Raw genomic sequence first — 26,973 nt, 5'->3', positions numbered from 1 at the left:
CTGAATATTTGAATTTTTAATAGTTTCGGGTGATTTTTTTTATTTAACAGCAACGCGAATTGAACTCAACACATAAAATTTTAGCTTACTTTTTTGCTAAATTGGGGACACTGACAGATAATCCAAAAACAAAAAAGCCCAGTCTCATCAGACTTGGGCTACCTACAAAATCGACTTTAAAAAGAATAATTGGGTATACTGGGGTCGAACCAGTAAATTACGGATTCAGAGTCCGTTGCCTTACCATTTGGCGAATACCCAATGAATATCACAACTAAATATATTAAAGATTTTTATTGCTTTTGTCAACTTTATATTTAAATTTCCCTTGTTGACAAACAGGTCTGATTTAGATAAACTAGTCTAGTGAGTTTGATAGCATTGCCCGCTGGTCAAACTGGTTTAAGACGTCGCCCTCTCAAGGCGGAGTTACGGGTTCGAGCCCCGTGCGGGTGATAATTGAACAATCAAGAGCCGCTAAGCATTGATACATCAGTGTTTAGCGGCTTTTGTTATACCCTCAACATTTTCAAAATTAAAAATCCCCCTTTTCTGCTCAAGGATGTTCAGATCAAGTCTAAATTTCGTAAATCTATCAGTTTCTGTCCCATAAATAGTCAAAAAAATATTTTTCTCATTGAACCGTAAACGATATAATCACCTGACATTTCGTTTTTCAAACAAAATCAAAGGTGATTAGTCAACATGGTGGTATTATTAATTCAGAAAATCTAGGAGGCTTCATGATGGAATTAACAGCAACGGATTATGAAATTTTAAAAGCAATTGCAACCGGTCGAGTATCATCAGGCACACCAGTTACCCACTTTGTTGATTATTGTGACAACGTCATTGGTGGAAACCCCAAACCATTGGTTGATGCCGGTTATATTGAAACAGAAAGAAACGAAATTAACGGACTCACTGAAAAAGGTAAAAAAGCCTACGAAGACCACGCCAAGCAAGAATCAAAAGACTAATAATGAAAAAAGTCATCATCTTCCTCAACTTTGAGATAACTCAAGTTGGAGAAGATGATGACTTTTTTTGTTTAGTTTAGTTTTTTTGTTGAGCCTTTTCAGCAGCTGTCGCATCGGGAATGATAACCGTAAACGTGGTCCCCTTTCCCAACTTGGAAGATACTGAAATTTTCCCACCATGGGCTTTAATTAATTGATGGACAATGGCAAGTCCTAATCCAGATTCGCCATACTTACCGGCACGCCGAGACGCATCGGCCTTATAATAACGTTCAAAAATGTTTTTCTGCTGATCCTCGGACATCCCAATACCTGTGTCGGCTACTTTAACAATAGTTTCGTTATAACCACGTTCACCAGTCACAGTAATGGTTCCTTTGTTTGTAAATTGGATCGCATTGGTCACAATATTAAAGACAATCTGGACGAAACGGTCATAGTCAGCAAAGATTGACAGGTCCTTAGGTGCATTCAAGACCAGTGTGTCGCCGGATTCCTCCGCCTTACTGTTAAGTTGATCAATCACGTTTTCAAGAACCTTGGCAGCATTGAAATGACGCTTATCCAACTGAATGGAGTTCGAACGAATCTTTTCGTAATCCAAATTCTCGTTGACCAATCGAATCAATCTTTGGGTTTCACTGCTCATCAGATCAATACTTTTTGCCCTGGACTCCTGCGGAATGACGTCGTACTTGATCCCCTCAAGAATTCCGGAAATTGTCGTTAATGGCGTCCGCATTTCATGAGCAGCATTGGCCAGAAACTCTTGACGTCGTTCCTCTTGGCGCTGAATCTCATTGTTTGCCTGCTGGAGCGACCGCGTCATATGGTTAAAGTCAATAATCAGTTCCCCAATCTCGTCTTTGGCACCTGGTTTCAAACGAATTTTATAGTTCCCATTTGAAACCTGGTTGGCAGCACTTCGAAGCTTGCTGATCCGGCGATTAAGTCGTCTGGCAATGAAGAAACTGACAAACATTGAAATGAACAATGCAACAAAAAGTGCCTTCAGCAGGTCGCGGTTGATTCGCTTAACATTGGAATTCACATCCGAAATGAACGCTCCAACCGTGACGGCCGCCACTAACTTTTTCTTATAATAATAAGGTTTCAGTACTTCAATCATCGCAGGACGGGTCTTCCCGTTACGAAGTTTGAAATTTTTGTTATTCACTTTTCGAACAATTTGATTTCTTCGAAGATGCTGCCAATCATTCTTGGTAATTCTTGGCGCAACGCCGTTGTTTGGATAAATGACTTGGTCTTTTGGACTAAACACCGTGAAATGAACAGCCTGGTTTTCCAATAAGGCTTCAGAATTTTTCAGCTTTTCTTCATCAAAGGTGACTTTCGCCTTGTTCTTTGAGCTAATGGTCAATGATTGTTGAATAAGACTATCGGAATACTTTTCTAAATTATGCCAAGTGGTGTCATAAACGAATGTTTTCGACATTCGCCCAAATGAAAAACCAAGTAACAAAATTGTACAAGCAATCACTAAAAAGAATGCCAATAATTGCTGATAAATCATTTTCATTTTTTATTATCCACTTCACTATCATCGAATTTGTATCCAACACCCCAAACAGTCTGAATCACTTGAGGGCCAACTCTTTCAATTTTTTGACGGAGCTTTTTAACGTGAGCGTCAACGGTTCGTTCATCACCATAATATTCATAGTTCCAAACCGTTTCCAACAGCTGTTCACGAGAAAATACCTGACGTGGCTTTTGGGCCAAGGTCTTCAATAAATCAAACTCTTTGGGTGTCAGATCAGAAATCCGCTTGTCATCCAAGTAAGCCTCGCGGGTGCTGGTGTTTAACTTGAAGTGATCCGTTTCAATATCAAACGTCCCCTTGGTTTCCTCATCAGTAGGCTTCTCATCGCCTTCGCTTTCAGTATGAGCCCGCCGTTGAAGCGCCTTAATCCGGGCAACCAAAGTAATTGGTGAAAACGGCTTGGTAACGTAATCGTCGGCACCCATTTCAAATCCCAAAACCTGATCACTGTCTGAATCACGGGCAGTTAACATAATAATGGGGACGGTTTGTGACTTGGCCCGAATTTCTTTGGCCACTTCCATTCCATCTTTCTTGGGCAGGTTCAAGTCGAGAGTAATCATATCCCAGCTATCAGGGCTTTCATTAAACTTATCCACAGCTTCAATTCCGTCATAAGCAAAGGTGACATCCCACCCTTCCTTCTGGAAAAACATTTGCATCATTTCAGATACAGATTTATTGTCTTCAATCATTAGCAATTTCATTTTTTAACCCGCCTTCAATAACTGATTGCTTCTAAATTTCCGCGTTTCCAATGTTTCCTTAAGTGCTGTTGTGAAATCGATTCTAATTTACCAGTCCATGGATCATTATAATAGTATGTTTTTCGGTTGAAACCAGTCAGTAAAATTAAGCTTGATTTTAAATTATCCATTCCCGCAACCTTTACCAAAATTGGTCGTCGGCGTAATAATTGCTTATCCAGTTTTCTGAAATTAGCGCCGTTCAAATCACGAATTGAATGCGTCTTTGAAATGATTAAGTCACTTAATTCCATCAGCGATCCGGATCCCGCGTTCCACTTTTCAACATCTGCCTTCAGATCATCGACACTCAGCTGAATGCCGGAGCTTTCAAGCAACATTAAAATAGCCGTGCATTGATTATCAATGTCGGACTGAGTGGCCTGCTTAATTGGATCAACATCCAATCTTCTAAAAGTTTTACGAATGTTGCGTTTCGGCAGCCAGCCTTGTAAATCTCCACAAGTGAAGTGATACCAGACTAATTTATTAAAAAAACTAATTTCATCAATTAAGAAGTCCTGAGCTTTGATGCTATCAGGAACCTTGAGTTTACTTTTTGGATTGACATTTTTTTCACTGCCATCAGCCAAATACCAATGTTCGCCGGGAATTCTTCTCAACCTGACGAAAAATCGGCTGGTTTTTTCATTCGCAATGGTTGTTTTTTCCAATCAAATCACCCCATATGTAATCTATTTTAACAATAATTGAAGAAACTTGCTTGAAAAGTCGCAATATTGTTATGATGGTGGTGTATATGTTTATAAATTCAATCATGAAAAGGATGGCTCACTTATGTATAAAGGAATTGCATTTTTTGACCTTGACCATACTTTATATAACGAACAAACCCGCGTTGACCAGGATGTGGCTGACGCAATGCATCAATTGAAAGAAAATAGCGTCCTGCCAGTTATTTCAACTGGCCGAAACCTTTTTGAAATTCCCAATACAATGCGCAAAACAGGGATTGATACTGTGGTTTCCGCAAACGGCAGCTATGTCATCTTTGAAGGCAAACCAGTTTACAAGGCATTAATTGACAAAAAAGTCGTTAAAGACTTCGTGGCCTTCGCCAAATCGAACAATGAAGCCACCACTGTCATGAACAGCACCGGTGCCAGGATTAATTTCATTAATGACATTGTCCGCGGGAACTACAACTTTATCAACTCACGAATGCCCAACCTGGGGGTTGATGACTTCATTGAAAAACAGGAAGTCGTCATGATGCTCATTAATACCAAGGGCCCGGATGACCGCTATATTGATCGTTTTGCAGATACCCTGACCTTCTTTAGAAATACGCCATTTAGCATGGACGTTGTCCACAAAGGCAGTTCAAAGAAAACGGGTATCCAACAATTGATTGCCAATGCCAAATTACAAGGCATCCCAACCTATGCATTCGGTGACGGCAATAACGACATCCCTATGCTGGACTTTGTGGATCATCCCGTTGTCATGGAAAATGGTTTGCCAAACGTTAAGAAATACGCAGAATACATCACAACTAAGAACACTGAACACGGCATCGTGAATGGCTTAAAACATTTTGGCCTGCTTTAAGTTGGATTACTTCTAAGTTTTGTCTGTTTATGATAAGATATTAGTTGTATCGGGGTCGTTATGGATTCGACGGGTATAGGTTGAGTCCGGATTGCGTTTCGTGCAGCGCCACGTAAAACCGCCCAGTTTATTATAACTGCAAAAAATAATAACAATTCTTACGCTTTAGCTGCCTAATAAGCGCTTAACGTAGATCCTCCTAACTTCGCCCATGGGTTAGATCTGGGTCTTAAATTTAATGGGCTCACGCAGTTTACTCCCACCTGAAGCGGACTGAAGAGACTAATCAGGTTAGCCTGCTGTGGGTGCCTTGATTTATGGCGTTTCAGCAAGTGAAATTTAAATAATAGATCTATGAACGTAGATATCTGGGTGGCGATATGCTCGGACGCGGGTTCAACTCCCGCCGACTCCATTGAATATTCAAAGTCGGTCATGACAATGTTTGAACACATTGTTGTGACCGACTTTTTTGTCCAGAATCAATTTCTTAATAAACACAGTTGGAGTAGAATTGAAATGGTCAAAAATTATTCATATTTGAAGGGACAATTACTCATGGAAAAAATAACCAAATATGCACTTACCTTTGTTTCTGCCTTTAGTATCATGGCGGTTTCGCAAACACAAAGCAAAGCAGCCTCATGGCACTATGGCACACCGAAGATTCTCAGAGGAACTTACAATCGGACCATGCATGCCGGATCAGGAAAATATCGTTTTAAATTCAAGCAAGGCGTTCAGATGACCCGAAGAACGTATACAGCTTTCGGCTTGGGCGATCCATTTTCAATGAATCGAGTCAGTTATAAACGTTATGGACGTTATACCTACTTATTACGCGGTGTGGAATATGTGTACTCGCACAAATGGAATTACGTTAAATTAAGAGCAACACATTATAAATTAAAAGAACGCATTATTACCCCACATTATGCTGAAAAACATTTCTCCAAAGTTTATTATCGTTAGAATTTCAAAGCACTGACCCCCCTACTTAAAGGGAATTCAGCCGAGTTGATTTTAACTTGGACTTTTAAATGTCTCCATGCTATAATACTTCTCGGTGCCAAACCAAGGTGAGTAAGTAATGATCGGCGCGCAAGCGTTCAGAAGGTCGAAGCTGCTTGCCATTTTTTTATCTAAAGAAATATTTAAAATTCCTGATCGGAAATCATTCATCCCTAGACTTAAAATCATAAATGTTATACTCGACACGTAAATAAGTTCGAGGGGGCACTATCATGAGTAATCAGACACCATCACGGCTAGAGCGGAAGCAAACCAAGAAAGAACAGAAAAAATCAAAACACACTAAATTAATTGTCTTTTTGAGTATTCTAGTGATTCTTTTGTTCGGCTTTTTATACGTTGGCCACCAAGTACATGAACTGACTGATGCCCAACGGCAAACCAACACGATTTTGGACAAACCAATCAAAAATACGGTTGTTAAAATTGTTCAGCCAAAGCTACCGGAAGAGATTCGACCACAAGTTGTCAAAATTATCCAGGAAGAACCCCTCTACCGAATCCAGCAGGCCGCTGATAATCCGGCTCTATTCCAGCAAATTGCCGACAAATATCAAGTACCCGAAAATTATGTTGCACCTGCCAAGCAATATTGGTTCAGCCAGCAAAATACTGCATTACGTTCGGACATCTATCATGCCAAACTCATGCAAATCATATCGGAACTTCAAGCATTAAATAATTCTAATTCATGATTATTAGGGGAAAATATTAAATGAAATTCAAATCACTTTTGTTAATGATCACCGCAGGCACAACTTTGGGAATTGGTATGACAATGTCAATGCCCACGACTCACGCTGCCGGCTATCAGCGTGTCAAAACGCAATGGCAATCTTCACCAGCCTATTTCCAAGTTAAGTCTCAATACAAACATAAAAAAGTCTATATGTGGAACAGTAAGCATACTAAGCGAATTCTTCAGTTAAACAACTATCCAAACACTAATTGGCATCGCAATCATACTTACACTTACAAACATAATGGTAAGCTCTCGATATACTATGGTATCAGTGGCTGGACGCCGAAGAACGATTACACTCGAAAGGGCATTGTTTGGCGCGGATATCTTCGTCCAGGTTATAATACGAATTATAAAGCCTGGAACAATCTGCCACTGGGAAACTTTTCCAATAACCAGGAATATGTTGAATATATTAATGAGTCCCCATCCCAGAAATTTTCTAAAAAAGTCTTAAAACTATTTCCAAACACAAAATTGTCTTGGAAACTAAGTTATGAATGGGCTTCATTCCCTGTTCAAACTGACTCCACCACGGGTATTAAATCACTTCCATCATTCACTGACGTAATTGTGTTAAACTCGGTAAATAAATATTTTGATCGCGCATTTTATAAAAATAATGTGTCTGATAGCCAACGATTAAAATTGGTCAAAACAGCCTTGGATAAAGCTGGCTATGGCCAGACGAAGCGTGAATCATTGAGTGATTATCAAATTGGAATATTCTATTATGATAAACACCATCAAGAAAAAGTTGATGAGTATCCTGGAATTGTTTTAGCTAAACCTATTCAAAAATAATCGAATTTTTTAGATATAAGCAGAGCTACGCGTTAGCTCTGCTTTTTCTATGGAACGGTGTTGGCAACAATTAATCAACCGACTCAACAATTTTTGAGTTACTTTTTAACCATAATCACGTAAAATATTAATAATATGAGATTTTATAAATGTAAAAGTATTGGAGACTGGAAAATGAAAAAAGCAATTATGTTTGTTATGACATTCATCGCGGCTATTTCGCTTGCGGGTTGTGGTGCGCTGGGCCATAAGAATTCTTCCAACAATCAAAGCTTCAGCAAAAATTCCCTTAAGGTTAAAAACTTCCAACTAAAAATTACCAAAACCACTGTTATTCCAGCTGGTGAAACCGGTAATGAGTTTGGTAAAAAGCCAATATTTGCCGTTTGGTATCCCATCAAAAATACCAGTGGCAAAAAGATCACCCCAGTGGCTGCTTCCTCGGTGCTTCATGCATATCAACCAGCGAAGTCAAAGGAAAAGTTAACCGCTGCTCCCCTTCCCGATGAAAAGCTGGCTGCCAGCAACAAAGCTGTTATCAAGAAAAATCAATCGGTAAAGGGCTCGTTGGCATGGAACTTATATGATACAAAATCACCAATTAAAATTCATGCTGTCAAGTATGGCACCAATCAAAAAATCGGTGTTCAAACATACAGCATCAAATAAATGAGAACAACTCAAGGAATCCGGCCACCAACTAATGGCTGGATTCTTTTATTTCTCGGCTCTTTCATGGAACCACACTTGTGCTAAAATTCAACTGTATTCAATTTTTCACGTTGGAGGAATTTTATGCATAAATCAAGTGCTTTAATCATGACAATATTATCCGGATTACTTCTTAGCGGCTGCATGAATGATTCAACAAGCCACTCCCATAAAACCATCGCTAAGGTAACAGCGAGTGCCGTTTCAACATCTTCAGCAAAGCAAACCGCCGAAAATCCAAAGCTATCTACCAAACAACAGACTGCTTACAACGACACAATGTCCCATGCCCTGATCCAGGATCAACAGGATGCTCGTCAAGGTAAAAAGTCGTATAAATGGTCGTTGTACATTAAGGCAATATCATACGATATCGACAATGGATATCTTGTTAAGGTCAACAATCATTTTCAAAGTTTAACAACTGCTCAAAAGACGGCCGTGGGCAATCATGTTCAAAGCTTTGCCCAATCTCAGTTAATGATGATTGGTAAGCATGTTAAAGCGACGGGACCGGTCCCATATCTGGTCTTCAAATTAGATGGCAGCAAGATCGGTCATTCCGACAAAGCAGTGCCCAGCAGCTTTAAATTTTCAACAAAATCAATTCAACAAAAATAGTCAACTCATAACTTTAAATATATTTTTTCGCTCTCACCACCGAGTTGATCATGACCTATAAAAAGAGGACTTGGAAACATCTCAAGTCCTCCTTTCCTATCGTTTTAAACCCCTTCCTTGAAGGATTTCCTTACTGGGATACAACGATAGGCCTTTGCCATCATACGGTGTCCAAAAAAATGATTGACGTGGTCCCCATTGTTTATGTATAGTTAAAAAGCTCGTCAAAATACAATCCAGCATTTTTAGTACTCAGGAGCATCTTCGCCATGTTCCTGGGTCATTTTTTGTCCACAACCGATGACAATAAAAGCCGTAAATATTTCTTGGAGGATCATTATGAACGAAGACACAAAATTTTGTATAGGCTGTGGCAAGGAGATTCCTGCTGCTGCGCAGTTCTGCCCTTATTGCGGTAGCAAACAGTCTGCTCTCAGCGGTAATGCAAATACTCAACCACCGAAAGCTGATTCAAATAACGCAGAAGCAGCCCCACATTCCCTTGCTCGTGAAAATTCGAAGCAACTTTGGTACAAGAATTGGATGGTTTGGGCAATTATTGTTTTAGGAGTTGGCCTGGTTACCTGTATTGCCTTATTAAACAGCGCTCGAACAACAGTTGTCATGCGACCCGCTACGAGTTCGAAAGTAAATAAGAAAAAAACTGCTGCAAAGAAAAAGGATCCAAATGAAATCCCGTCAGATTCATTAATCCACCCATCAAAAGTTGGTCAATGGAAAAATAGTCCGATTATTGGAAAAGCAACATTGATTGGACTGGGAGTCAAACCAAACGAAACTTTAAAGGATGGACCATTATCGATCAAATTCAAACATGCTGAGGTTGATAAAATACATGCAAATACACAAGATCAGCTTCAAGAAGCCAATGATACATTTAGTAAAGACAACATTCCTAATGACTATAGTCGAATTAAAATTGAATATGTTGTAAAGAATAATTCGAATCGCGCAATCGAGTTTGGGGGAATTAAACAAGTTGTTTATGCAAATGGATATCAGACAAATTATGACGATGATTCAATGAGTGACACTGGTTCCACCGATGAGATCTCCCCAAACGCTAAAAGAGTTGAATATGCGTTGATCTTGTTGGGAAAATCAACAACCACCCTAAAACCAACCTCAATCAAAATCTTGACAGACGAGTCAGACGATGCAAAATCATATGACGCCGTTTCTAATGGAATCACTTTTTCAGAAGACATTAGCTACCAAGCATAAAACACAAAAAACACCGCCACCAAAATATGATGGACGGTGCTTTACTCAAAAGTTTATTCTTCAAATAACTTTCCTGCTTTAGGGCCTGGATCCAATGTCCAAATCTTGTCGATCGTGATTACGCCAGCACCCTTAGGAACTGGAAACTTTCCAGCTGCCCATTTTGCGGCTTGATCATAGAAATCACCATCGGTGTAAATCTTGGCAGTCCCGCCAAAACGGAAGCCTTTCAGTGCCTTGGCATTAGAAACGGCAACAATTGCTTTTCCGTTATTGTTAATGTTGGCTTGGGTCTGCCCGCCGGTCATTTCATTATAGATTAAATGTTCATCATCCAAAACCCGCATTGAAATCTTTGGGCCAACATCCGGATTACCATCTGCATCAACGGTTGAAATATACGATAATTCTCCGGCAATCATATCTTTCATTGCCTGATTTAACTTTGCCATCATAACATCCCCTATTAACTTTTAGTAAGTATATTTTAGGGCCTGCTGAGTGAAAGGGCAATCATTTACCCTTTTGTCCTGGATAGGTTAGAACGGAAAAACGTTTAAGAAGATTTTTGAGGATGGTATGGGATAAAATCTTTAACACCAGCCAACCCACTAATACGCCGAAGGTATTCGTCAAGACATCATTGATATCCACCCATCTCGACAAGCCGACGCTTAAATCAAGAATCAATTGGAGAAATTCAATTGTGACACTGACACCAACTCCGGTTACCAGCACCTTGCGAAACGAAAATTTAGGCAGCAACAGCCCCAAATAGATACCCATCGGCAGCATCATAACCACATTTTGATAAAAATCCGCCGTGGTACTCCAAAACGGGATCAGGTTAATTGGCGCCGTACCAATCATCATTGGTGATACGTGCTGAGGGCCAACAAACGCGTATGACGTTGGCGCCAACGTGAGATAGCTGACGACCAACACATAGATAATTGCCGATGCAATTGTAAACAGCTGACACCACGTTAACCGTCGCAAATTCCCCGATTGCATTTTCAGCCAAACCAACACACCTGTAATATTTAATAAATACGGAAGCCATTTAACCATTATTTCCCACCTTTCTTTCTAAAGAGCTGACGTGCTTTTCCAACAACTAACTTCATTCTAGAAAGGATCGGTTAAGTGAAACTTAAATCTTAAGGGATTGTAATCGCCTTAAGATAAACATAATATTAATTGCATAGTTGCCATCGGCGGATACTAATGCTATCTTTACAAGTACATCATTTTTGGAGGCATAACATGGACATCACTCTAGCTATTATCTGGATCATTTTAACCGCGGCCATTTTTGTGATCGTGATTGGCGCATTTTATCTCATCTATAAAAACGCCCGTGGCGAAACCGCCCCGTTCAAATGGCGCCACCTTTTCATTGCCTTGGCAATTCTCAGTTTGATTTTCACGCTGTTTGGCGGCTTATTGTCGATCATCAGCAATCTCTCGTATGGTACGCCTTAATGATATAAGGTGTGCTTTTTTACTCAGGCAATTTGATGAAGTTGAACAACCAACGATTTTGACATAAAAAGGAACGGCACATGCCGTTCCTTTTTCGTCTGATTTATAACCGTTCCCGAATATCAGTGGCAATCTTATCCAGTCGGGCTGCATTTTGAACCTGTGAAATCTTATAGCCGACAAAATACGGTGAGGTCGCATATCGGGGAACAACTTTACAATAAAACTTCCCTGCCATTTGATAAAAGAACAGGTTGTAAGACGTCAACCTGCCACCCATATAATCATTCAACAGATACTTCACAATCACTTGAACTGCGTCTGCCAAACGACCAATTTGGGCAACCCCATCGATGGCGATGTTAATTTCAACAAATCCAATAATCGGATGAGTTGAAATTGTGATTGCGACATCATCATCTTTCACAATCTCCACACCAACAAAATTACTTGGCTTGATATTCTCATACACGTCGTAATTGTTAAGCCCAACGATTTGAAAATGCGGATGCCGTAAACTGCCACCGGACAACGGGCCAAAGCTTTTGTACATAATGGTACTTTGATATTTATTGGAAACAATCATCTGATGCCAACATTTAAACGCAAACTCAAACACTTTTCGATTCTGCTCGACTGAATAAGTGGAGGGTCCGCCTAAATGGTCGCTGGATTCGATCACAACAGTTTGAAATGTATCTTCCAGTGTTCTAAATTTGTTCACCAGCCAAATTCGATCATCATCTTGAGCAAGAATATTGGTCAGGTGGGCAACATCGCAAAATGGACAGTATCCTTCGGGATGGCGGATATTTTCAGGTTTACCTTTGGCAGCTTGATAATCAAAAACAAGCGGTTGATTTGCCAATCTTTTCCCCTTCTTTCTTTTCAGCTTTATGGGTTCATTATATTCGAAAATGTGAAACAATTGGTGAATAATCTTCCTTGAATGAAGAATATTTGACTCTCAATTGGAATTAAAGATAGACTGTTGAGTGAATATTTAAATCATAACCACATTGGGGGAAATCGCTAAATGAAAAAATTAATTCAAATTTTCGGTATGCTGATGGCTGCCGTATTAATAGGACTGATCACGCAAATCAGCCCGGTTCAAGCCGCTCATAACGGTTACCGAATTAAAGTGTTAAAAACCTACCAGACCGATGATGGTGCTGCCAATGCCTATCATGCAAAGCCCAATACTAAAGCATATGTATATAGCAAATACTTTGGTGGATCTGAAGACAAGGTATTCAACCTCAAAAATTTTCAAAAGAAACTCTACAAATTATCCAAGTATCGTTCAACAACCTGGTTCGTTCAGCAAAAAGTCCGAGTTTATCACAAATTGAAGCAAGGAACGTATTACTGGGTTCGCAACCTCACCGCGGGTAAACAAGGCTATGTCAAAACAAGCGCCCTTCAAAAAGGTTTTAGCCCTTATGGATACCAAATTATTTCTAAAAAATATGGTGTCAAAAATCGCGGTGATTTTTACATCAAAAACAAATCCCAGAATGTTTATATGTGGGACTGGACTCACACTAAAAAGCGATTAAATCTTAAAGACTACCCTGGAATGACCTGGGGTTGCTCTCACGTCGCAACTGTTCGTCATCATGGTGTCGACACTCAATATTATTATCTTGGCGGCTATTTGAGAGGCAATGGAAAATATGTCAGCGGCTATGTTTATTCAGGCAACGTAACCGAAGGCACAAATCATGACTATGCTGGTCAAAGTATTGTTTATCCCAACGAATTCTCAAACAGTTCCAACTATCTGCACTATATCCAAACCGGTCATTATCAAAAACTCGCCAGACAGATCGTAAAATTGTTCCCCAACACGCCTGTTGATCTTGGCTTATCAAAGATTGCTGCGTATAACTACGCTGCTGATGATGAAGGGGTCCTATGGTATGAAGATAAGGAGCCTGTTTCAACAAAGGGTTATAGCGATATTATTTCACTCAAATCAGTCAACAATTATCTGTATAAACACAAAACCGCTAGCAATGCGACAAAACTTGCCGGCTTGAAAAAAGAACTTGTGAAGGCTGGCTATCCAGCATCCAAGCGGGCATCGTTATCAGGATATAAACTAGGCATTTATATCGTCAATAATATTCCTGACAAATATGGTGCCGTTATTCAAGATGGCGGGTACGGGCATGCAAGTGTGTTCGCCTTAATTCTGGGCAAGAAAGATGCATCATCAACGAATTAAAGATTACCAAAAGCCTGGACCACCAGTAGAAATATTGATGGTCCAGGCTTTTTTTATGCCAACTTTTATCTGACCGGATGACCTCAAACCAGTAATTGCCACAATTTATTGCCAATCAATTTGATAAAAGTGTTGCTATTTATTAAAATCCTAATATAGTAAATAAGTATATATTTAAGTCTAAAATTCATAAACACCTATTTAACCGAATTTAGCTCAGCTAAAAGGAGGGATTCTATGAAAAAAGCCGCTACATTCACAGTTGCATGCATCGGGACACTTCTACTGGCAGGCTGTACCCATTCCAACACCACCAAGAAATCAGCCAAAGACCATTACGCCATTCAGCAAACCCCCGCTCAATTCAAACATGACCGAGCCGTTGAAGGAATCAACCTGGCCAATTTTAATCGAATCAACATCGGTAATATCAACGATGGTACCGACGGCTCTTCACAACAACAGGTCATCAAGCTGTTCGGCAATCCGGAGCATGTCAGTCGGGTTTTCGTGAAGGGCGTCAGCAAGAAAACCACTCAGTACATATGGAAAGACGTTTCGTCGTCCTTCCCCGTTTCAAAAGTCAAAGTCCAATTTCTCAATCATTTAGCAGTTGGAAAGTCCTACTTTCCGACTTCTAAAGGAAATATCAAAACCATTCCAAAAGCCAAGATTAAGGGCCTCCACCTCGGAACTACTTACCAATCAGTCATTGACGCCCTCGGGACCCCAAATGGCCAAACAATCGTTGGTCAGGGCCCCCTATCAGGGAAATATCTGCTTTACGCTGTTGGTCGAAAAGGTTCAGCCTATGATCTGACATTCACAGATGATAAATTAAACAATAAGTTCAAAACTTCGATATACTAGGGGTGTACATGACCGACTATTTTAGAGGAGGCTGGAAAAATGAAAGTTATTAACGTTGAATTATCAGTTAAACCAGGAATGCAAAAGGATTATGAAGCCTTTATCGATGAGCTCGTGAACGGTTCACGAGGCGAAGCCGGTAACGTCAGTTACAATCATTTCAAAAAATTGCACAGCGATACCGACTATGAAATCATTGAACATTGGAAAGATGCCGATGCAGTTGAATTTCACAATGAAACCCCTCATTTCAAGAAGTTTCTTGCCGGAGTCGGCGATTTTCTAACCAAGGATCCGGTCATTATCAGAATGGACTATAACGAATAATTGATTATCACAAGAATGCCAATAATTGAAGATCTGACACATCAAAACTGTGTCTGGTCTTCTTTTTTTGAATCAGTTCATCCCCACTTTCATTTTTATAAACAAACTTGATTGAGATTTTGTTGTAAGCGCTTATAATATTGGTAAGAAAACTTGGGAGGTTTTAAAATGCCAAAAGATGAAAGATGGGAAAAACCGCTGTACCAAACCGAAGCCGTTAATGATGAAGGCCTGAATGGTCACGCTTATGTTCCCGACGGAATAAAAGTTGAAACCAGTAATCCACTTAATTCAAGACCAGGTACCAACCCGGAACAACTGCTGGGGATGTCTTTGGCAACGTGTTTAGAGGCAACCCTGCAGGCCATTGAACGGGAAAATGGCCTTCCTCATACTGCCGAAGTCCACGTTGATGTCGCCTTCATCGGTGACCGTGCCGAATATCAATTCTTGGTTCACGCGAAGATCCTGATTAAGGGCGTTGATTTTGAAACAGCTGACAAGCTTGCCCAGGAAGCTGAAAATCGCTGCCCAGTTTCCAAATTATTAAAGAGTAGTGGTAACTACACAGCAGAAACAGCCACAAGTTTTGACTAAGTTTTAAACGCCAGTTCACAACGAATAATGGCGTTTTTTATTTGGCGAATGTTCTACATCTCACTGAAATAACTGGTAAAATTTCACAATAAGCTGTAATATTTAGTTGAAATAACTAATTAACTGATTAAATTATTCATGAATATTCGGATATTTAACTGTTTTATGAATTTGACCAATTTGTTAATATTATTTTCAGTTTTACTCGTTTTAATGTATAATCATTCTAAATGAAATTTACTAAATCTCAGGAGGCATTCTTTTATGGATAGAAAAATCCCTAGTATTATGGGTACCCAACATCCAGATAACGCAGGAGTTCCGTTCTTTAAGCACAACGATAGCCCATCTGTTTCCGCATTTCGTGAAATTGATGAAGCCTACCAAAACTTTTCCAAGCTTGGTGCCGACGAATACATGTGGGACTGGGAAGGTAAACACGCCGATGCTTCAGTTATCGACCGTTTATATTCCGAGCACTACGAATATTTCCAAAAGCATCCCCTTGGCAAAGACAAGTTTCTGACTTTCCGTCTCCCCAATATTTGGGAAGAAAAAGGTTACAGCTTGATGCAGGCAATGACCACTATCTTGTCCGCTGAGGATTTTGCTTATGATCTCGGCTTCAAGGAACGTCCATTATTTGAAGCAATTTTGCCAATGACCCAATCAGCCGACCAGCTGATTTCAATGGAAGACAAATTTGCCAGCCTCTCTCACTACAAGTCAACTGAATTTAACACTGGGCATAAAGATTCAGACACCCTTCAAATGATTCCATTGTTTGAAGGTTTTGAATCACAATTACATGCCCCACAAATTTTGAAAAAGTATCTTGAAATGTACAAAGACCACTTTGGCCGCGAATTACACTACATGCGTGTGTTCCTTGCCGGATCAGATTCCGCCCTTTCAAATGGTTTCTTGAACAGTATCATCGGAAACAAGTTGGCATTGACCGGCTTGGCTGAATTCGAACAGGAAACCGGCATGCCAATCTACCCAATCGCCGGAACTGGAAGCACCATCTTCCGTGGCGGGTTGTCACCAATGATGATTGACCGTTATCTTGAAGAGTTCCCTGGTTTGAAGACTGCCACCATCCAATCAGCATTCCGTTACGATTACCCATTGGATGTTGTTGAACCAGCCATCATCAAACTTCGCGAAGGCCTTCAAAAGAGCAAATTCGAAATCATCAACCATGATGATCAGGAGATGCTTTTGGATATCGCCAAGAAAGCCGCTGCAGAATACCACGAAACATTGGATCCACTTATCAACGACTTACAACCAGTCTTCGATGCATTCCCTAAGCGCCGAGATCGTCACCAACACGTTGGAATCATCGGTTACTCAAGAGACGTCGATGGTTACAAGATGCCACGTGCCATCACATTTACCGGTGCGCTCTACTCAGTCGGAGTTCCGCCAGAATTTCTTGGAACCGGCCGCATCTTAAATAAATTAAGCGAAAAAGAATTAAACACCCTGTTGAAGTATTATCCAAACATCAAGCATGATTATGCTCACGTTGCGCAATACTTCAGTAAAGATGCTTTGGAAGCACTCCAAGCAAAGAATCCAGCTTGGAAGGCAGTCGACGAAGATATTGAAGCAATTGAAAAATTATTTGATATCAAAGCCGGTCCTCAAACACCAGAGCAGGAAAAGCATGCCCAATTAGCTTCTGATTTAGTTAAGATTTCTGACAAGGAAACCAAGACGACCTTAATCAGCCGTCAAGCTATTTTAAGAAAGTTCCTGGGATAATTACAAATTAATTGCAAGCAAGGTGAGAAAACCGATTTTGACTTTCTCACCTTTTTTGTTGGCTGAAGAAAGATCATTATTTCTAATCAATCAATTTATCGGGAGAATTTAACATGAAAAAATTGAAAGCGCGGTTAGATGCCTTCAGCGACGCTGTCATCGCAATTATACTGACGATCATGGTTTTGGATTTGACACCAGTTTTAAAGGATAATATCAGTGATTATTTGACATTAGCAAAAGAAATTGGTGTTTATATTATCAGTTTTGCGTTCGTTGCTAATAATTGGTATCAACACGCAACTTTATTTAATGAAATTGACGATATGAGCTACAGAATTATGTTATACGACTTTTTATATCTGATTCCGTTATCCCTCACCCCGTTGGCAACTAACATGATGGCCAGTAACACCACCAGCATTACAGTCGTGGCATATGGAATTTTAGTGGCAATTGTGAGCCTGTGCTTTCGGATTTTGGCGCGAGCAGTCACTAATTTTCAATACACCAACAAGTCTCAAATGCGGGAAATTTACACCAAAATCTACGGTAAACACAATATCTACTTTTCCCTGTTTAACGTGGTATTGATCGTCCTCGGTTACTTCTTCCCACAAATTGTTCTGTGGTTTTTCCTGCCATACCCACTTGTCTACATGGTATTCAGCAGTAACGACCGCCAACAAATGTACGATGCCGCTCAGCTGACAGCAAATCAACGGGAACAGTATTTACAGCTGCCGACCGGAGAATTGCGGAAATTCCAAAAGTTGGTTGAAAATGGTCTGTCATCTACCAGCCCGGATTCATCCACACCTAGTCAGGAAGCTTCGGAACAAGCCGGCCACCATTCATGGTTGGACAGGGCCATCAATCCGGAAAACGAATCAGCCGGCACCAGCCACTTGGATATTGATGAAATCCGTCAGTTGCGCCGCAAGCAATGGCAGCAATTCTTAAAAGATACCAAGACCCAGTATGATTTTAAGAATCATGCACAAAATAATGCCGGACAGTTAGCCAATAATACTTCACACCACACTGAACGTCATCCACGTGACCAGTCTGATGATCACAAGAATTGATAAGTTCTGAGATAGATATTCTGTGATTTTTATGTATTTCGTTTTATACTTAACACGTAGGTTATATCACTTACATTATTATAAAATATCAAGGGAGATAATTTTCATGATTAAGAAGACATTTATGCTCGCTGTTGCAGCACTTAGCTTTGGTGGATTTGTTGCCGCATCACAAACCCCAACTGCTAGCGCCGCTTCAAAACCAATGGTTGGTAAAATGACTTATCACAAGATTAATGCTACTGCCAAGATTGGTAGCAACTACAAAAACTTCAAATTAACCAATCACGCTCAAAACAGTAACTTCAAGCACATTAAGACCACTTCTTGGAAGAAAGCCGGATTGAAGAAAGGCTCAGTTGTAAAGATTGATTTATACGGTATCCAAGGAACTCAATTCAACTGGTACCGAATTTCCAAGTACACCAGCAAGAAGACTGCTAAAAAAGCCAAGGTTCAAAAGTACTGGGTATATGGTCAAGCTTTGGACTTCACAAAGAGCAGCAGTAAGATTGTTAGCTTAGCTTACTAATTGCAATTCAGTTTTAATCCCGTCCCTCAAAGTGGTACGGCCTACAAAAATTAAAGGAATGAATTTATTTGAATAATTTTCATAATGTATCCAGCTGTACAGCATTTTTAGCTGGAAAAGACGCAACTGTTGATGGTTCGACCATGATCGCTCGAAACGAAGACGCCGGGGGCGGAATTAATGCTAAACGATTTGTAGCTGTTATGCCCGAGGATCAACCTCGGGAGTACATATCGACTTTTAACAAATTTCAAGTAAAACTACCCGATAATCCTTTACGATACAGCGCAACACCCAATGCAGATGTCAGCGATGGTGTCTGGGGTGAATCAGGAATCAACACTGATAATGTTGCCATGAGTTCAACTGAAACCGAATTTACCAATACAACCATGTTGGGACTCGATCCTTTAGTTCCCGATGGAATTGGTGAGGAAGCAATGTTGACAGTCACCCTTCCCTATATTCACAGCGCTCGTGAAGGTGTTAAGCGCCTTGGTGCGTTCGTTACCAAATATGGGACATGCGAAAGTAACGGAATTGCCTTTTCAGATTCCGACGAAGTTTGGTACTTTGAAACAGTTGGTGGCCACCACTGGGCTGCTGAACGAATTCCTGATGATTCGTATGCGGTTGCCCCTAACCAAACCGGTATTCAAGAAATTGATTTTAATGATCCTGAACACTACATGTATTCAGATGACTTGAAAGAATTTGCCGAGAAAAACCATTTAAATAAAGGTCGCAAAGGCTTTAACTTCAGAGATATCTTCGGTGAAGACACCCAAGCCGATCACTATTACAACACTCCTCGTGTTTGGTATGGCCAAAAGATGTTCAACCCAGAAATTGAACAGGATCCAGAAAGTCGCACAATGCCATTCACTCGGGTTGCCGATCATTTAATTTCTGTTGAAGACATTGCTTTCTTCTTAAGCAGCCATTACCAGGGAACTGATTTTGATCCTTATGGTAAAACCGGTACTGAGGAATCCCGTCTTCGTTACCGTCCAATCGGCATGAACCGGAACCAGGAAATGCACATTCTCCAAATTCGTCCCGGCTTCCCTGCTGAACACGCCGCAATCCACTGGTTGGCAGAAGGTGTTAACGAGTTCAACGCTCCAGTGCCATTCTTTGCCAACTGCACAGACACACCGGACAACTTCAAGAACACCCCACTTCGAACAACCACTGAAAGTTTCTACTGGTTAAACAAGTTGGTCGCAATGTTGGCCGATCCGTTCTTTGCAGAACATGACCTGGAAGCAATGTTTGCTGTATCAGAAAGCCGCAAGTTTGGCTTTGCCAATGGCAGAGCAGCGGTCGCAACAGCCGATGCCGAATTTAAGAATATTTCCGCAGATAAAGTCACCGACTGGCATAATCAAGTTAATGAAAAGATTGCCAATACGATTACCGAAAACGTCAAGGACCTTCTTCATCAGCTGGTATTGATGAGAGCTGAAAAGATGGTACCAACGTTTGAAAAGGGCGGAGAATTGTAGGAGAGTGTGAAGCAAGCCGGTTAGCTTTCGAGCATTAGTGTAATAACAAGCTTTAACGCTGGTTCTGCGTTGAAGTTTGTTATTGGACTAAGCGGAGAAGGCTGGCTTGGTGAACACGTTTTGGAAGCCGAAGGGAGCAGTAAAGAAAGTCTCTTCACTTCCTAACAAACTAAATAACATATTGAACACAAAAAATGGATTAACCTCCCAACCCAAGTTGAGAAGTTAATCCATTTTATTATCTAAATCACTTAACCATATTTGTCTTAATCCGGTCTAACGGAATCTCTCGTGGTGTAAATTTTTCATCCGTCTGGCCAAGGGTTAATGCAAACGCAGGCTTGAATCCATCAGGAATCACATCACTTGGAATTGATTCCAAGCTGGCCATATTGTAATTAGCTCCTAGTCCCTGATCTTCTGCAGCCAGTTCCATGTTGTGGACGATGGCACCTGTTGAAACTTCATCCGATGCGCTGTCTTCTTTAATTGAAACAACGATCACCGTTGGGGCTTCATAAATACCGTTCAACTTGGATAAAACTTGTGGATCTTGAATCACCGTCAGACGATAATCGTCATAACGTCCCATGCCAACTGGACCAGCATTTGCGGCTACCAAAATTTCGTGTAGCTGATCATCGCTAATTTGACCTGAATATTTCCGAATGGCTTTACGAGATTGAATCATTTTTAATGTTTCCATTTAATATTCCTCCAATTTTGACTCCATCTCTATTGTAACCGCTTTTATAGAAAAAGTATCAATCACATTAACTTTACAGATCTTCGGATATTATTCACTATTTTATTAACTTGTTCTTGTGAAACCGAAAAACCATTGTCGGCCAACCAATTTGTCAGCCAATTTATACTATCAGTGAGTTTTTCATCCCTATTAAATACGAAATGCTGCAGAATCAAACTGCTTTGATCTTGAGTCAATCCGATTTCCCATTGAAACGGCAATTTAAAAGTCGGATTTTTAGACTGAATTTCAGCAATAATATCAACCATAACGCTGTTCATTTGGAATAACACCGCATGTAAAGCAGCTTCACTTTTTTTATCCGTTAAATGAATATCCTGCCAATTATTGGGCATATAACAAACCTCCTCATCGTTAATTTCGTACCAATCTTGATAAGAATCGACCATTCTTTTCACATATTCTTCTGGCATCTCGTACACATTCTGCTGTATCCAATTAGTAAGCCAGCTTTTACTTGCATCAAAGCCATCACGATGATTTTTAAAATAGTCACAAATCTGTTCATGTTCGTCCTTAGTTAATCCGAGGCATTCAATAAACAGCGAGGGCCGATTGTATTGGGGATTAATGGCTTTCATTTCATCAACAATATTGTCCAAAACGACATTTATTTGATAAAGCGCTGCTTGTAAACTGACCTCAGACTTTTTATCGCTTAGTTCAATATCCAGCCTGCTGTATGGCATTTAATATCCTCCTTTAATTCCAAATAAAAAGGTGCAAATTATATTGCCAAGCCTTTAAAGATTCACTTGTTAAATGACTGAATTTTTTATTACCTTATCATGCCTTGATAATTAAATGCAATGTTCATTAACACGATTACGGAATAATATAAATGACCATTTCCAAACACAATCCAAATTTTCTTTTATAATAAAGGTAATACATTGTTAAAATTAAACTCATTGGAGGTTTCCCATGACTAACTATAATTTCTTACAACCAGCAAAATTACGAAATGGTGTCACAATTAAAAATCGGATTGCCATGTCCCCTATGACCGAGATGTCCAGCTTTGAAGACGGCTCAATTACCAATGACGAAATCGACTACTTCCGCATGCGGGCTGGCGGTCCCGGTATGATCATCACCGGCTGTGCCAATGTGAATGATTTAGGCAAAGGCTTTGAAGGTGAACTCAGCGTTGCCCACGAAAAAATGCTGCCGGGCTTATCACGCTTGGCCAATGCCATCAAAATCAACCACACTAAAGCAATTCTTCAGATCTTTAGTGCCGGTCGCATGAGCAATTCACGTGTTCTTCGTGGCCACCAAACAGTGTCCGCAAGTGCAGTTGCTCCCGAACGTTGGGGAGCCGAAACACCCCGTGCCCTTTCTGGTGAAGAAGTTGAGCAAACCATTAAAGATTTTGCCAACGCCACCCAATTAGCAATTAGTGCCGGCTTTGACGGCGTGGAGCTTCATGGTGCCAACACCTACTTGATCCAACAATTCTTCAGTCCCCACTCCAACCGCAGAACTGACGACTGGGGCGGTTCCCTGGAGAAGCGGATGCATTTCCCCTTGGCCGTCGTTGATGCCTGTGCAGACGTTATTAAGCACTCTGATAACCCTTCATTCATTTTGGGGTATCGAATTTCACCGGAAGAAATCGAAGAACCCGGTATCAGGATGAGCGACACGTCGGCCTTAGTTAAAGAATTAAACAAAAAGCCAATTGATTACCTGCACATTTCTTTAGCCGACGCTTGGCAAGGATCAATCGTTGACCATGACGACAAGCAACCGCTCTTCCAAAAGATTCAAGAAGTCCTGGCTGATGATTTGCCATTAATGGTCGTCGGTCACTTGGCATCCCCTGCCCAAGTCGAGAAATTAATCGACGCCGGGGTTCAGTTCGCTGCTATTGGTCGGGAGTTAATCCGTGAACCAAAGTGGGTTCAAAAAGTTGCGGCTGGTGATGAGAAAGCCATCCGTTATACCTTCTCATTACGTGACGTCGATGAATTAAAAGTCACCCCACCATTACTGAACTTCTTACGAACCGCGTTTAAGAAGGGCTTCCCGATTTCGACAGATGAGAAGCAAATTCGAATTTAAAATTGTAACATTCGTTAATCCCAAAGCTGACAGTCATTTCAGCTTTGGGATTTATTTTTCAAGCGTGTTCCCCTTGACGATTAGAACATATGTTCGTATATTAAACGTATGGGGGTGTTTAACATGATTCGAGACGTTCCACGAGATCAATGGCTTTATAACGACCGCGGTATGATGAAGTGGCTGGGTTACTTTTTAAGTGACCACAACCAGGATATGGCTGACAAAAAAGTCGAGGAGGTCCCGACTCATCGGCTGCCGGAACAGGAACCGGAAGTTATCGACCGTATCTTACAGGACAGTTGGCAAAATTCCAAACAAATTACGCTTCAATTAAATGATGATGGCTACTTAAACGTTTATAATATAAGTGGTATTGTAATTGGTGCGAATGATAATTTTATCTATCTTCAAACCGATCAGATGGTTACAATCAATGTAAACGATATTCGCCATGCGAAACTCAAAGAAGGAAGTAAGCTAATTTGAAACAAACCATTAGTGTCCCCTGCACCAACAACGAAATTACAATTATGGTTGACCTGATCAACTACCAGTATCTGGCACTTCGCCGAGCATCATTGGACGTGGCCCCATTCAACTCGGTAAATGTCACTTTGACTGATGAAAAGGTCGACGGCCACGCCTACTATGAAGTTGCCGGTTTTAGTGTCGCCAAGTCAGCCCAACTGGAATCCGTTGATTTAATTCCGGGAGATTATGTGGTTTATCGTGCGCTTCCCGGCAGCGAGCCAAGCATGGTCATTCAATTAGTTCATAAATTTGAACAGGCAAGTTAATTGGAGATGACAATCATGAATAAAGGAACCCAACTGTTGGCAGCCACAATTGTCTCACTGGGATTTCTGGGAGCTGCCACAACAACTCAAGCTGCAACTTGGCATCATGGAACCCCAGCGGCACTTCGCGGTGATTGGAAAGATAAAACAATTAATATCGGTAAACGTTTTGGGATAAAGAAATGGTACAGTTATGAATCTGCACAAGTAAAGAAAACCAGCGTTAGGGCTCATTTGACTCAATCAACCGGATGGTACATTACGAATACCAAATGGAAATACGTTGGTTCAAATGCTTACATGATTGTTGGAACAAATGAAATAAGCGAATTGCCAGAAGTAGCCCGTTTTACATTTAAGCGTGTCGGTCACAGTTATGTACACATCTATTATAATGGCCGGAATATTGCCAAGGACACGCCATTTTCACCCTACTTTTATCGGGTTTCTAAACGAGCATAAAAAGATTATTAAGAACAGAGGCTGGAACATTTTTGTTCCAGCCTCATTTTGTACCCAAAAATTATCTGATAAGATTACGCCAATAATCTCCTCGTCCTCTGGAAAGGCCATCCCCATTTTATTTCTTAATGAATGATTACCAGTCAGCTATAAACCTATTGCAATTCACCCTTTTTAAAATTACACTATTTAGAGTGCTAATTTTAAAAAATACATAATCGGAAGTGCTGTTCATGTCTAAAAAAATTAAATATGCCTTATTTATCATGGTGTTCGGAGCTTTCTTCGGGATCCTCTGCTCAACTCTCATGAACGTTGCACTGCCAACTTTTATGAAAGTGTTCAACGTCCCTTCGGCTACCGTTCAATGGATCAGTAACGGCTATATGTTGGTGAATGCCATCATGATTCCAGTAAGTGCCTACTTTACCAAAAAGTTTACTTTTCGCTCACTCTTTATTGCATTTACCGGCGTCTTCCTGCTGGGAACGGTGGTCGGTGCCATTGCGCCAAACTTCTTTATTTTGATTATTGCCCGAATGATCCAAGCCATTGGTTCTGGCATGATGATGCCGTTGGTAAATACCCTTGCAATTCGATATGCCGAACCAGGAAAAAAAGGTGCGGTGATGGGAATTGTCGGCTTGGCATTTAACTTCTCGCCAATCATTGGACCGACTTTGTCTGGGGTTATTTTGGACTTCTTTTCATGGCGCTACCTGTTTATTCTAGTCATTCCATTTATCGTCGTTGACTTAATCTTGGCGATGAGCCTGTTGCCAAAAGTTCCAACCAATCAGGAACCAGCGTTTAACGTTGAAGGGCTGATCACCATCAGCTTGGGACTATTGGGATTGCTCTGGAGCTTTTCAAATGTCAGTCAGTACTCCATTGAATCAATGACCGTCTGGCTGCCATTTATCATTGGTGTCATACTGATTGGAATCTTTGTCTTCACTCAAAAGGATTCCGATCATCCCTTCGTCAACCTGGCAGTTTTTAAAAACTCTCAGTTTACAACCGCGACGATCGTTAATTCACTCATTGTTTCCACAATGTATGGAAATACCATTTTGTTGCCCCTGTTGATTCAAACCATTATGGGTCAAAGTCCCATCATTTCCGGTCTGGCTTTACTTCTAGGAGCCATGTTAACCGGGTTCATGTCCCCAGTCAGCGGTCGGCTGTTTGATCGTTATCCGGTTCGAATTATTGTCACAACCGGAATCTTGATTGACTGCTTTGGTACTATGATGCAGGCGTTCATTGACGTCAATGCTTCAGTGGGAATGCTGACGGTTGGTCAGACAATTCGTCAATTAGGTTTGGTATTAATTCTGATCCCAATTCAAACTCAGGCACTGTCGTTTTTACCCAATGATATGATCGCTGACGGAGTGGCTGCTTTTAACACCCTGCGCCAAATTGCCGCTTCGTTTGGGACAGCCATCATTGTCGCAACCATTAACATTACCAGCCACCTGTTTATTGGTCACACCCACAATCAGCAAATGGGTATCCAGGCAGGCTTTACCATGTGTCTGGTATTTCTGATCATCGCCCTGTTTATGTCCCGAAGACTGTACACAAAGCACTCTTCAACGCCAAAGATTCACAAACAGGCACACAAACGTTTATCCAATATTTAATTCAGTTATGAGAAAGGAGCCTTGGCATGACAAACTTTGTCTTTGTCTTACTTCCTGCAATTCTTGCCGGAATTGTCCAAGGGGTTACCGGATTTGGTTCCGCCATCGTCTTGATGGTGTTTCTGCCAACCATTTTGCCAATTCCCCAAAGTGCGGGAGTTGCATCCTTAATTATGTCAGTCGCTAATATTATGTTTGCTTGGCGATATCGTCACAGTGTTAAATTCAAGCGAATTATATGGCCGTTTCTGGTCTATGCCAGCGTAGCCTTCATGGCACTCAAGCTGGTTAATCTAATTGACGTCCACCTGTTAAAAGCCATGTTAGGCGGTTTACTGGTTGCTTTGTCACTCTATTTTTTATTTGTTAAATCCGACTCAAAAAAGCATTACCCAATTTACATAGCAATTATTTTTATGGTTGTTTCCGGCTTTTTCAATGGCCTCTTTGGAATTGGCGGCCCACTAATGGCACTGTACTTTCTCTCATTGGCAAAAACCAAGGAAGAATATTTAGCCTGCATCCAGACCTTCTTTTTAATGGATCAGTTATATATCACCAGTGTCCGTTTCTATAATGGTATTTTGGGTGTCAACGATATCCCATTGATTTTATTTGGGGTTGTCGGCGGCGTTATTGGGACAATGATTGCTAATCGAATCACCGTTCACATGAATATCAAAATGATTCAAACCTGCGTCTTCGTATTGATTGGCGTTAGTGGACTGTTTTATTTGTTTCAATGAAGGAACAATTTTTGATCAAAATACCCAACACACAAAGAAGCCAACGATGA

At 40.7% G+C, this 26,973-nt stretch carries 31 protein-coding genes, 2 tRNA genes and 1 other RNA gene; 25 read left to right on the top strand and 9 right to left on the bottom strand.

Annotated features, from left to right (window positions below):
* Window positions 1-189: 189 nt before the first annotated feature.
* Window positions 190-261 (bottom strand) — tRNA-Gln (locus DNL43_RS08570).
* 121 nt (window positions 262-382) lie between these two features.
* Here DNL43_RS08570 and DNL43_RS08565 point away from each other — a divergent pair.
* Window positions 383-456 (top strand) — tRNA-Glu (locus DNL43_RS08565).
* A 287-nt stretch (window positions 457-743) separates the two neighbouring features.
* Window positions 744-980, top strand: coding sequence for a hypothetical protein (locus DNL43_RS08560; RefSeq protein WP_225426938.1), 237 nt, complete (start codon window positions 744-746; stop codon window positions 978-980).
* Between the two features lie 76 nt (window positions 981-1,056).
* Here the strand turns inward: DNL43_RS08560 and DNL43_RS08555 are convergent, their stop codons facing one another.
* The 3 genes from DNL43_RS08555 to DNL43_RS08545 are packed head-to-tail and all read right to left on the bottom strand — an operon-like array spanning window position 1,057 to window position 3,964.
* Window positions 1,057-2,520, bottom strand: coding sequence for a sensor histidine kinase (locus DNL43_RS08555; RefSeq protein WP_056982260.1), 1,464 nt, complete (start codon window positions 2,518-2,520; stop codon window positions 1,057-1,059).
* Entirely contained in the window at window positions 2,517-3,251 is a 735-nt protein-coding gene (locus DNL43_RS08550; protein WP_054769273.1) for a response regulator transcription factor, read from the bottom strand. Before DNL43_RS08550 ends, DNL43_RS08555 begins: the two co-directional genes overlap by 4 nt.
* Before the next feature lie 14 nt (window positions 3,252-3,265).
* The gene (locus DNL43_RS08545; protein WP_056982273.1) at window positions 3,266-3,964 is read right to left on the bottom strand and encodes a cysteine peptidase family C39 domain-containing protein; all 699 of its coding nucleotides are present in this window, start codon (window positions 3,962-3,964) and stop codon (window positions 3,266-3,268) included.
* A gap of 124 nt (window positions 3,965-4,088) precedes the next feature.
* Between DNL43_RS08545 and DNL43_RS08540 the strand changes: the two genes are divergently transcribed.
* From DNL43_RS08540 to DNL43_RS08500, 8 genes are all read left to right on the top strand, one after another.
* The gene (locus tag DNL43_RS08540; RefSeq protein ID WP_054769276.1) at window positions 4,089-4,862 is read left to right on the top strand and encodes a Cof-type HAD-IIB family hydrolase; all 774 of its coding nucleotides are present in this window, start codon (window positions 4,089-4,091) and stop codon (window positions 4,860-4,862) included.
* Between the two features lie 51 nt (window positions 4,863-4,913).
* Window positions 4,914-5,280, top strand: a transfer-messenger RNA (tmRNA) gene (gene ssrA / locus DNL43_RS08535).
* 101 nt (window positions 5,281-5,381) lie between these two features.
* Entirely contained in the window at window positions 5,382-5,834 is a 453-nt protein-coding gene (locus DNL43_RS08530) for a hypothetical protein (RefSeq protein WP_056982278.1), read from the top strand.
* Between the two features lie 272 nt (window positions 5,835-6,106).
* Entirely contained in the window at window positions 6,107-6,589 is a 483-nt protein-coding gene (locus DNL43_RS08520) for a hypothetical protein (protein ID WP_056982282.1), read from the top strand.
* A gap of 20 nt (window positions 6,590-6,609) precedes the next feature.
* The gene (locus tag DNL43_RS08515) at window positions 6,610-7,440 is read left to right on the top strand and encodes a hypothetical protein (RefSeq protein ID WP_056982290.1); all 831 of its coding nucleotides are present in this window, start codon (window positions 6,610-6,612) and stop codon (window positions 7,438-7,440) included.
* A 174-nt stretch (window positions 7,441-7,614) separates the two neighbouring features.
* Window positions 7,615-8,109 carry a DUF5067 domain-containing protein gene (locus DNL43_RS08510; RefSeq protein ID WP_056982296.1) on the top strand — a complete coding sequence of 165 codons (495 nt, stop codon included), beginning with the start codon at window positions 7,615-7,617 and terminating at the stop codon, window positions 8,107-8,109.
* A 126-nt stretch (window positions 8,110-8,235) separates the two neighbouring features.
* On the top strand, window positions 8,236-8,772 hold the full coding sequence (locus tag DNL43_RS08505; RefSeq protein ID WP_056982297.1) for a hypothetical protein: 537 nt from the start codon (window positions 8,236-8,238) through the stop codon (window positions 8,770-8,772).
* A gap of 300 nt (window positions 8,773-9,072) precedes the next feature.
* Window positions 9,073-10,017 (top strand): zinc ribbon domain-containing protein, encoded by a 945-nt coding sequence (locus tag DNL43_RS08500; protein WP_225366633.1) that lies wholly within the window; start codon window positions 9,073-9,075, stop codon window positions 10,015-10,017.
* A 53-nt stretch (window positions 10,018-10,070) separates the two neighbouring features.
* Here the strand turns inward: DNL43_RS08500 and DNL43_RS08495 are convergent, their stop codons facing one another.
* Complete coding sequence (locus DNL43_RS08495; protein ID WP_054769266.1) at window positions 10,071-10,472, bottom strand: pyridoxamine 5'-phosphate oxidase family protein; 402 nt, start codon at window positions 10,470-10,472, stop codon at window positions 10,071-10,073.
* A 58-nt stretch (window positions 10,473-10,530) separates the two neighbouring features.
* Window positions 10,531-11,088, bottom strand: coding sequence for a VanZ family protein (locus DNL43_RS08490; RefSeq protein ID WP_095345030.1), 558 nt, complete (start codon window positions 11,086-11,088; stop codon window positions 10,531-10,533).
* Window positions 11,089-11,283: 195 nt separating this feature from the next.
* Here DNL43_RS08490 and DNL43_RS08485 point away from each other — a divergent pair, with 195 nt between their 5' ends.
* Entirely contained in the window at window positions 11,284-11,502 is a 219-nt protein-coding gene (locus DNL43_RS08485; protein ID WP_056982301.1) for a hypothetical protein, read from the top strand.
* A gap of 103 nt (window positions 11,503-11,605) precedes the next feature.
* On the opposite strand, the gene DNL43_RS08480 is transcribed toward DNL43_RS08485, so the two are convergent.
* Window positions 11,606-12,370: a DUF4931 domain-containing protein gene (locus tag DNL43_RS08480; RefSeq protein WP_056982303.1), complete on the bottom strand. Its 765-nt coding sequence runs from the start codon at window positions 12,368-12,370 to the stop codon at window positions 11,606-11,608.
* 168 nt (window positions 12,371-12,538) lie between these two features.
* Between DNL43_RS08480 and DNL43_RS08475 the strand changes: the two genes are divergently transcribed.
* The 8 genes from DNL43_RS08475 to DNL43_RS08440 all read left to right on the top strand — a co-directional run bounded on the left by DNL43_RS08475 (window position 12,539) and on the right by DNL43_RS08440 (window position 20,430).
* Entirely contained in the window at window positions 12,539-13,735 is a 1,197-nt protein-coding gene (locus DNL43_RS08475) for a hypothetical protein (protein WP_056982305.1), read from the top strand.
* 237 nt (window positions 13,736-13,972) lie between these two features.
* Entirely contained in the window at window positions 13,973-14,605 is a 633-nt protein-coding gene (locus DNL43_RS08470) for a DUF3862 domain-containing protein (protein ID WP_054769262.1), read from the top strand.
* 39 nt (window positions 14,606-14,644) lie between these two features.
* Window positions 14,645-14,932 (top strand): putative quinol monooxygenase, encoded by a 288-nt coding sequence (locus DNL43_RS08465; protein ID WP_056982307.1) that lies wholly within the window; start codon window positions 14,645-14,647, stop codon window positions 14,930-14,932.
* Window positions 14,933-15,100: 168 nt separating this feature from the next.
* Window positions 15,101-15,529, top strand: a complete 429-nt coding sequence (locus DNL43_RS08460; RefSeq protein ID WP_056982309.1) for an OsmC family protein — start codon at window positions 15,101-15,103, stop codon at window positions 15,527-15,529.
* Between the two features lie 264 nt (window positions 15,530-15,793).
* The gene (gene ppcA, locus DNL43_RS08455; RefSeq protein WP_056982311.1) at window positions 15,794-17,302 is read left to right on the top strand and encodes a phosphoenolpyruvate carboxylase; all 1,509 of its coding nucleotides are present in this window, start codon (window positions 15,794-15,796) and stop codon (window positions 17,300-17,302) included.
* Between the two features lie 113 nt (window positions 17,303-17,415).
* On the top strand, window positions 17,416-18,390 hold the full coding sequence (locus DNL43_RS08450; protein WP_054769261.1) for a TMEM175 family protein: 975 nt from the start codon (window positions 17,416-17,418) through the stop codon (window positions 18,388-18,390).
* A gap of 106 nt (window positions 18,391-18,496) precedes the next feature.
* Entirely contained in the window at window positions 18,497-18,922 is a 426-nt protein-coding gene (locus DNL43_RS08445; protein ID WP_054769260.1) for a hypothetical protein, read from the top strand.
* Window positions 18,923-18,990: 68 nt separating this feature from the next.
* Window positions 18,991-20,430, top strand: a complete 1,440-nt coding sequence (locus DNL43_RS08440) for a C69 family dipeptidase (protein WP_056982313.1) — start codon at window positions 18,991-18,993, stop codon at window positions 20,428-20,430.
* 247 nt (window positions 20,431-20,677) lie between these two features.
* Here the strand turns inward: DNL43_RS08440 and DNL43_RS08435 are convergent, their stop codons facing one another.
* Together DNL43_RS08435 and DNL43_RS08430 are read right to left on the bottom strand one after the other, a co-directional pair.
* Window positions 20,678-21,136 (bottom strand): nitroreductase family protein, encoded by a 459-nt coding sequence (locus DNL43_RS08435; protein ID WP_054769259.1) that lies wholly within the window; start codon window positions 21,134-21,136, stop codon window positions 20,678-20,680.
* Between the two features lie 62 nt (window positions 21,137-21,198).
* Window positions 21,199-21,888, bottom strand: coding sequence for a hypothetical protein (locus DNL43_RS08430; RefSeq protein ID WP_056982315.1), 690 nt, complete (start codon window positions 21,886-21,888; stop codon window positions 21,199-21,201).
* Window positions 21,889-22,123: 235 nt separating this feature from the next.
* Here DNL43_RS08430 and DNL43_RS08425 point away from each other — a divergent pair, with 235 nt between their 5' ends.
* The 6 genes from DNL43_RS08425 to DNL43_RS08400 all read left to right on the top strand — a co-directional run bounded on the left by DNL43_RS08425 (window position 22,124) and on the right by DNL43_RS08400 (window position 26,923).
* On the top strand, window positions 22,124-23,266 hold the full coding sequence (locus DNL43_RS08425) for an NADH-dependent flavin oxidoreductase (RefSeq protein WP_056982317.1): 1,143 nt from the start codon (window positions 22,124-22,126) through the stop codon (window positions 23,264-23,266).
* Between the two features lie 123 nt (window positions 23,267-23,389).
* Window positions 23,390-23,755 carry a hypothetical protein gene (locus tag DNL43_RS08420; protein ID WP_054769256.1) on the top strand — a complete coding sequence of 122 codons (366 nt, stop codon included), beginning with the start codon at window positions 23,390-23,392 and terminating at the stop codon, window positions 23,753-23,755.
* Entirely contained in the window at window positions 23,752-24,066 is a 315-nt protein-coding gene (locus DNL43_RS08415) for a hypothetical protein (protein ID WP_054769255.1), read from the top strand. The genes DNL43_RS08420 and DNL43_RS08415 overlap by 4 nt, the downstream gene beginning before the upstream one ends.
* Window positions 24,067-24,081: 15 nt before the next feature.
* A complete protein-coding gene (locus DNL43_RS08410; RefSeq protein WP_054769254.1) occupies window positions 24,082-24,528 on the top strand; it encodes a hypothetical protein in 447 nt (148 codons plus the stop codon).
* Window positions 24,529-24,761: 233 nt separating this feature from the next.
* Window positions 24,762-26,177 (top strand): DHA2 family efflux MFS transporter permease subunit, encoded by a 1,416-nt coding sequence (locus tag DNL43_RS08405; protein WP_056982319.1) that lies wholly within the window; start codon window positions 24,762-24,764, stop codon window positions 26,175-26,177.
* 26 nt (window positions 26,178-26,203) lie between these two features.
* Window positions 26,204-26,923 (top strand): sulfite exporter TauE/SafE family protein, encoded by a 720-nt coding sequence (locus tag DNL43_RS08400; RefSeq protein WP_156645059.1) that lies wholly within the window; start codon window positions 26,204-26,206, stop codon window positions 26,921-26,923.
* Window positions 26,924-26,973: the final 50 nt, after the last annotated feature.

It is taken from the genome of Lentilactobacillus kefiri (genome assembly GCF_009739535.1).
Taxonomy (GTDB): Bacteria; Bacillota; Bacilli; order Lactobacillales; family Lactobacillaceae; genus Lentilactobacillus; species Lentilactobacillus kefiri.
This window is presented reverse-complemented; position numbering and strand designations above follow the sequence as displayed.

What these genes read in the sequence shown, in the direction of transcription:
- DNL43_RS08560 (WP_225426938.1), top strand. Translation starts at nt 744, where the DNA reads ATGATGGAATTAACAGCAACGGATTATGAAATTTTAAAAGCAATTGCA.
- DNL43_RS08555 (WP_056982260.1), bottom strand. Translation starts at nt 2,520, where the DNA reads ATGAAAATGATTTATCAGCAATTATTGGCATTCTTTTTAGTGATTGCT.
- DNL43_RS08550 (WP_054769273.1), bottom strand. Translation starts at nt 3,251, where the DNA reads ATGAAATTGCTAATGATTGAAGACAATAAATCTGTATCTGAAATGATG.
- DNL43_RS08540 (WP_054769276.1), top strand. Translation starts at nt 4,089, where the DNA reads ATGTATAAAGGAATTGCATTTTTTGACCTTGACCATACTTTATATAAC.
- DNL43_RS08530 (WP_056982278.1), top strand. Translation starts at nt 5,382, where the DNA reads ATGGTCAAAAATTATTCATATTTGAAGGGACAATTACTCATGGAAAAA.
- DNL43_RS08520 (WP_056982282.1), top strand. Translation starts at nt 6,107, where the DNA reads ATGAGTAATCAGACACCATCACGGCTAGAGCGGAAGCAAACCAAGAAA.
- DNL43_RS08515 (WP_056982290.1), top strand. Translation starts at nt 6,610, where the DNA reads ATGAAATTCAAATCACTTTTGTTAATGATCACCGCAGGCACAACTTTG.
- DNL43_RS08510 (WP_056982296.1), top strand. Translation starts at nt 7,615, where the DNA reads ATGAAAAAAGCAATTATGTTTGTTATGACATTCATCGCGGCTATTTCG.
- DNL43_RS08505 (WP_056982297.1), top strand. Translation starts at nt 8,236, where the DNA reads ATGCATAAATCAAGTGCTTTAATCATGACAATATTATCCGGATTACTT.
- DNL43_RS08500 (WP_225366633.1), top strand. Translation starts at nt 9,073, where the DNA reads ATGACAATAAAAGCCGTAAATATTTCTTGGAGGATCATTATGAACGAA.
- DNL43_RS08495 (WP_054769266.1), bottom strand. Translation starts at nt 10,472, where the DNA reads ATGATGGCAAAGTTAAATCAGGCAATGAAAGATATGATTGCCGGAGAA.
- DNL43_RS08490 (WP_095345030.1), bottom strand. Translation starts at nt 11,088, where the DNA reads ATGGTTAAATGGCTTCCGTATTTATTAAATATTACAGGTGTGTTGGTT.
- DNL43_RS08485 (WP_056982301.1), top strand. Translation starts at nt 11,284, where the DNA reads ATGGACATCACTCTAGCTATTATCTGGATCATTTTAACCGCGGCCATT.
- DNL43_RS08475 (WP_056982305.1), top strand. Translation starts at nt 12,539, where the DNA reads ATGAAAAAATTAATTCAAATTTTCGGTATGCTGATGGCTGCCGTATTA.
- DNL43_RS08470 (WP_054769262.1), top strand. Translation starts at nt 13,973, where the DNA reads ATGAAAAAAGCCGCTACATTCACAGTTGCATGCATCGGGACACTTCTA.
- DNL43_RS08465 (WP_056982307.1), top strand. Translation starts at nt 14,645, where the DNA reads ATGAAAGTTATTAACGTTGAATTATCAGTTAAACCAGGAATGCAAAAG.
- DNL43_RS08460 (WP_056982309.1), top strand. Translation starts at nt 15,101, where the DNA reads ATGCCAAAAGATGAAAGATGGGAAAAACCGCTGTACCAAACCGAAGCC.
- ppcA (WP_056982311.1), top strand. Translation starts at nt 15,794, where the DNA reads ATGGATAGAAAAATCCCTAGTATTATGGGTACCCAACATCCAGATAAC.
- DNL43_RS08450 (WP_054769261.1), top strand. Translation starts at nt 17,416, where the DNA reads ATGAAAAAATTGAAAGCGCGGTTAGATGCCTTCAGCGACGCTGTCATC.
- DNL43_RS08445 (WP_054769260.1), top strand. Translation starts at nt 18,497, where the DNA reads ATGATTAAGAAGACATTTATGCTCGCTGTTGCAGCACTTAGCTTTGGT.
- DNL43_RS08435 (WP_054769259.1), bottom strand. Translation starts at nt 21,136, where the DNA reads ATGGAAACATTAAAAATGATTCAATCTCGTAAAGCCATTCGGAAATAT.
- DNL43_RS08430 (WP_056982315.1), bottom strand. Translation starts at nt 21,888, where the DNA reads ATGCCATACAGCAGGCTGGATATTGAACTAAGCGATAAAAAGTCTGAG.
- DNL43_RS08425 (WP_056982317.1), top strand. Translation starts at nt 22,124, where the DNA reads ATGACTAACTATAATTTCTTACAACCAGCAAAATTACGAAATGGTGTC.
- DNL43_RS08420 (WP_054769256.1), top strand. Translation starts at nt 23,390, where the DNA reads ATGATTCGAGACGTTCCACGAGATCAATGGCTTTATAACGACCGCGGT.
- DNL43_RS08410 (WP_054769254.1), top strand. Translation starts at nt 24,082, where the DNA reads ATGAATAAAGGAACCCAACTGTTGGCAGCCACAATTGTCTCACTGGGA.
- DNL43_RS08405 (WP_056982319.1), top strand. Translation starts at nt 24,762, where the DNA reads ATGTCTAAAAAAATTAAATATGCCTTATTTATCATGGTGTTCGGAGCT.
- DNL43_RS08400 (WP_156645059.1), top strand. Translation starts at nt 26,204, where the DNA reads ATGACAAACTTTGTCTTTGTCTTACTTCCTGCAATTCTTGCCGGAATT.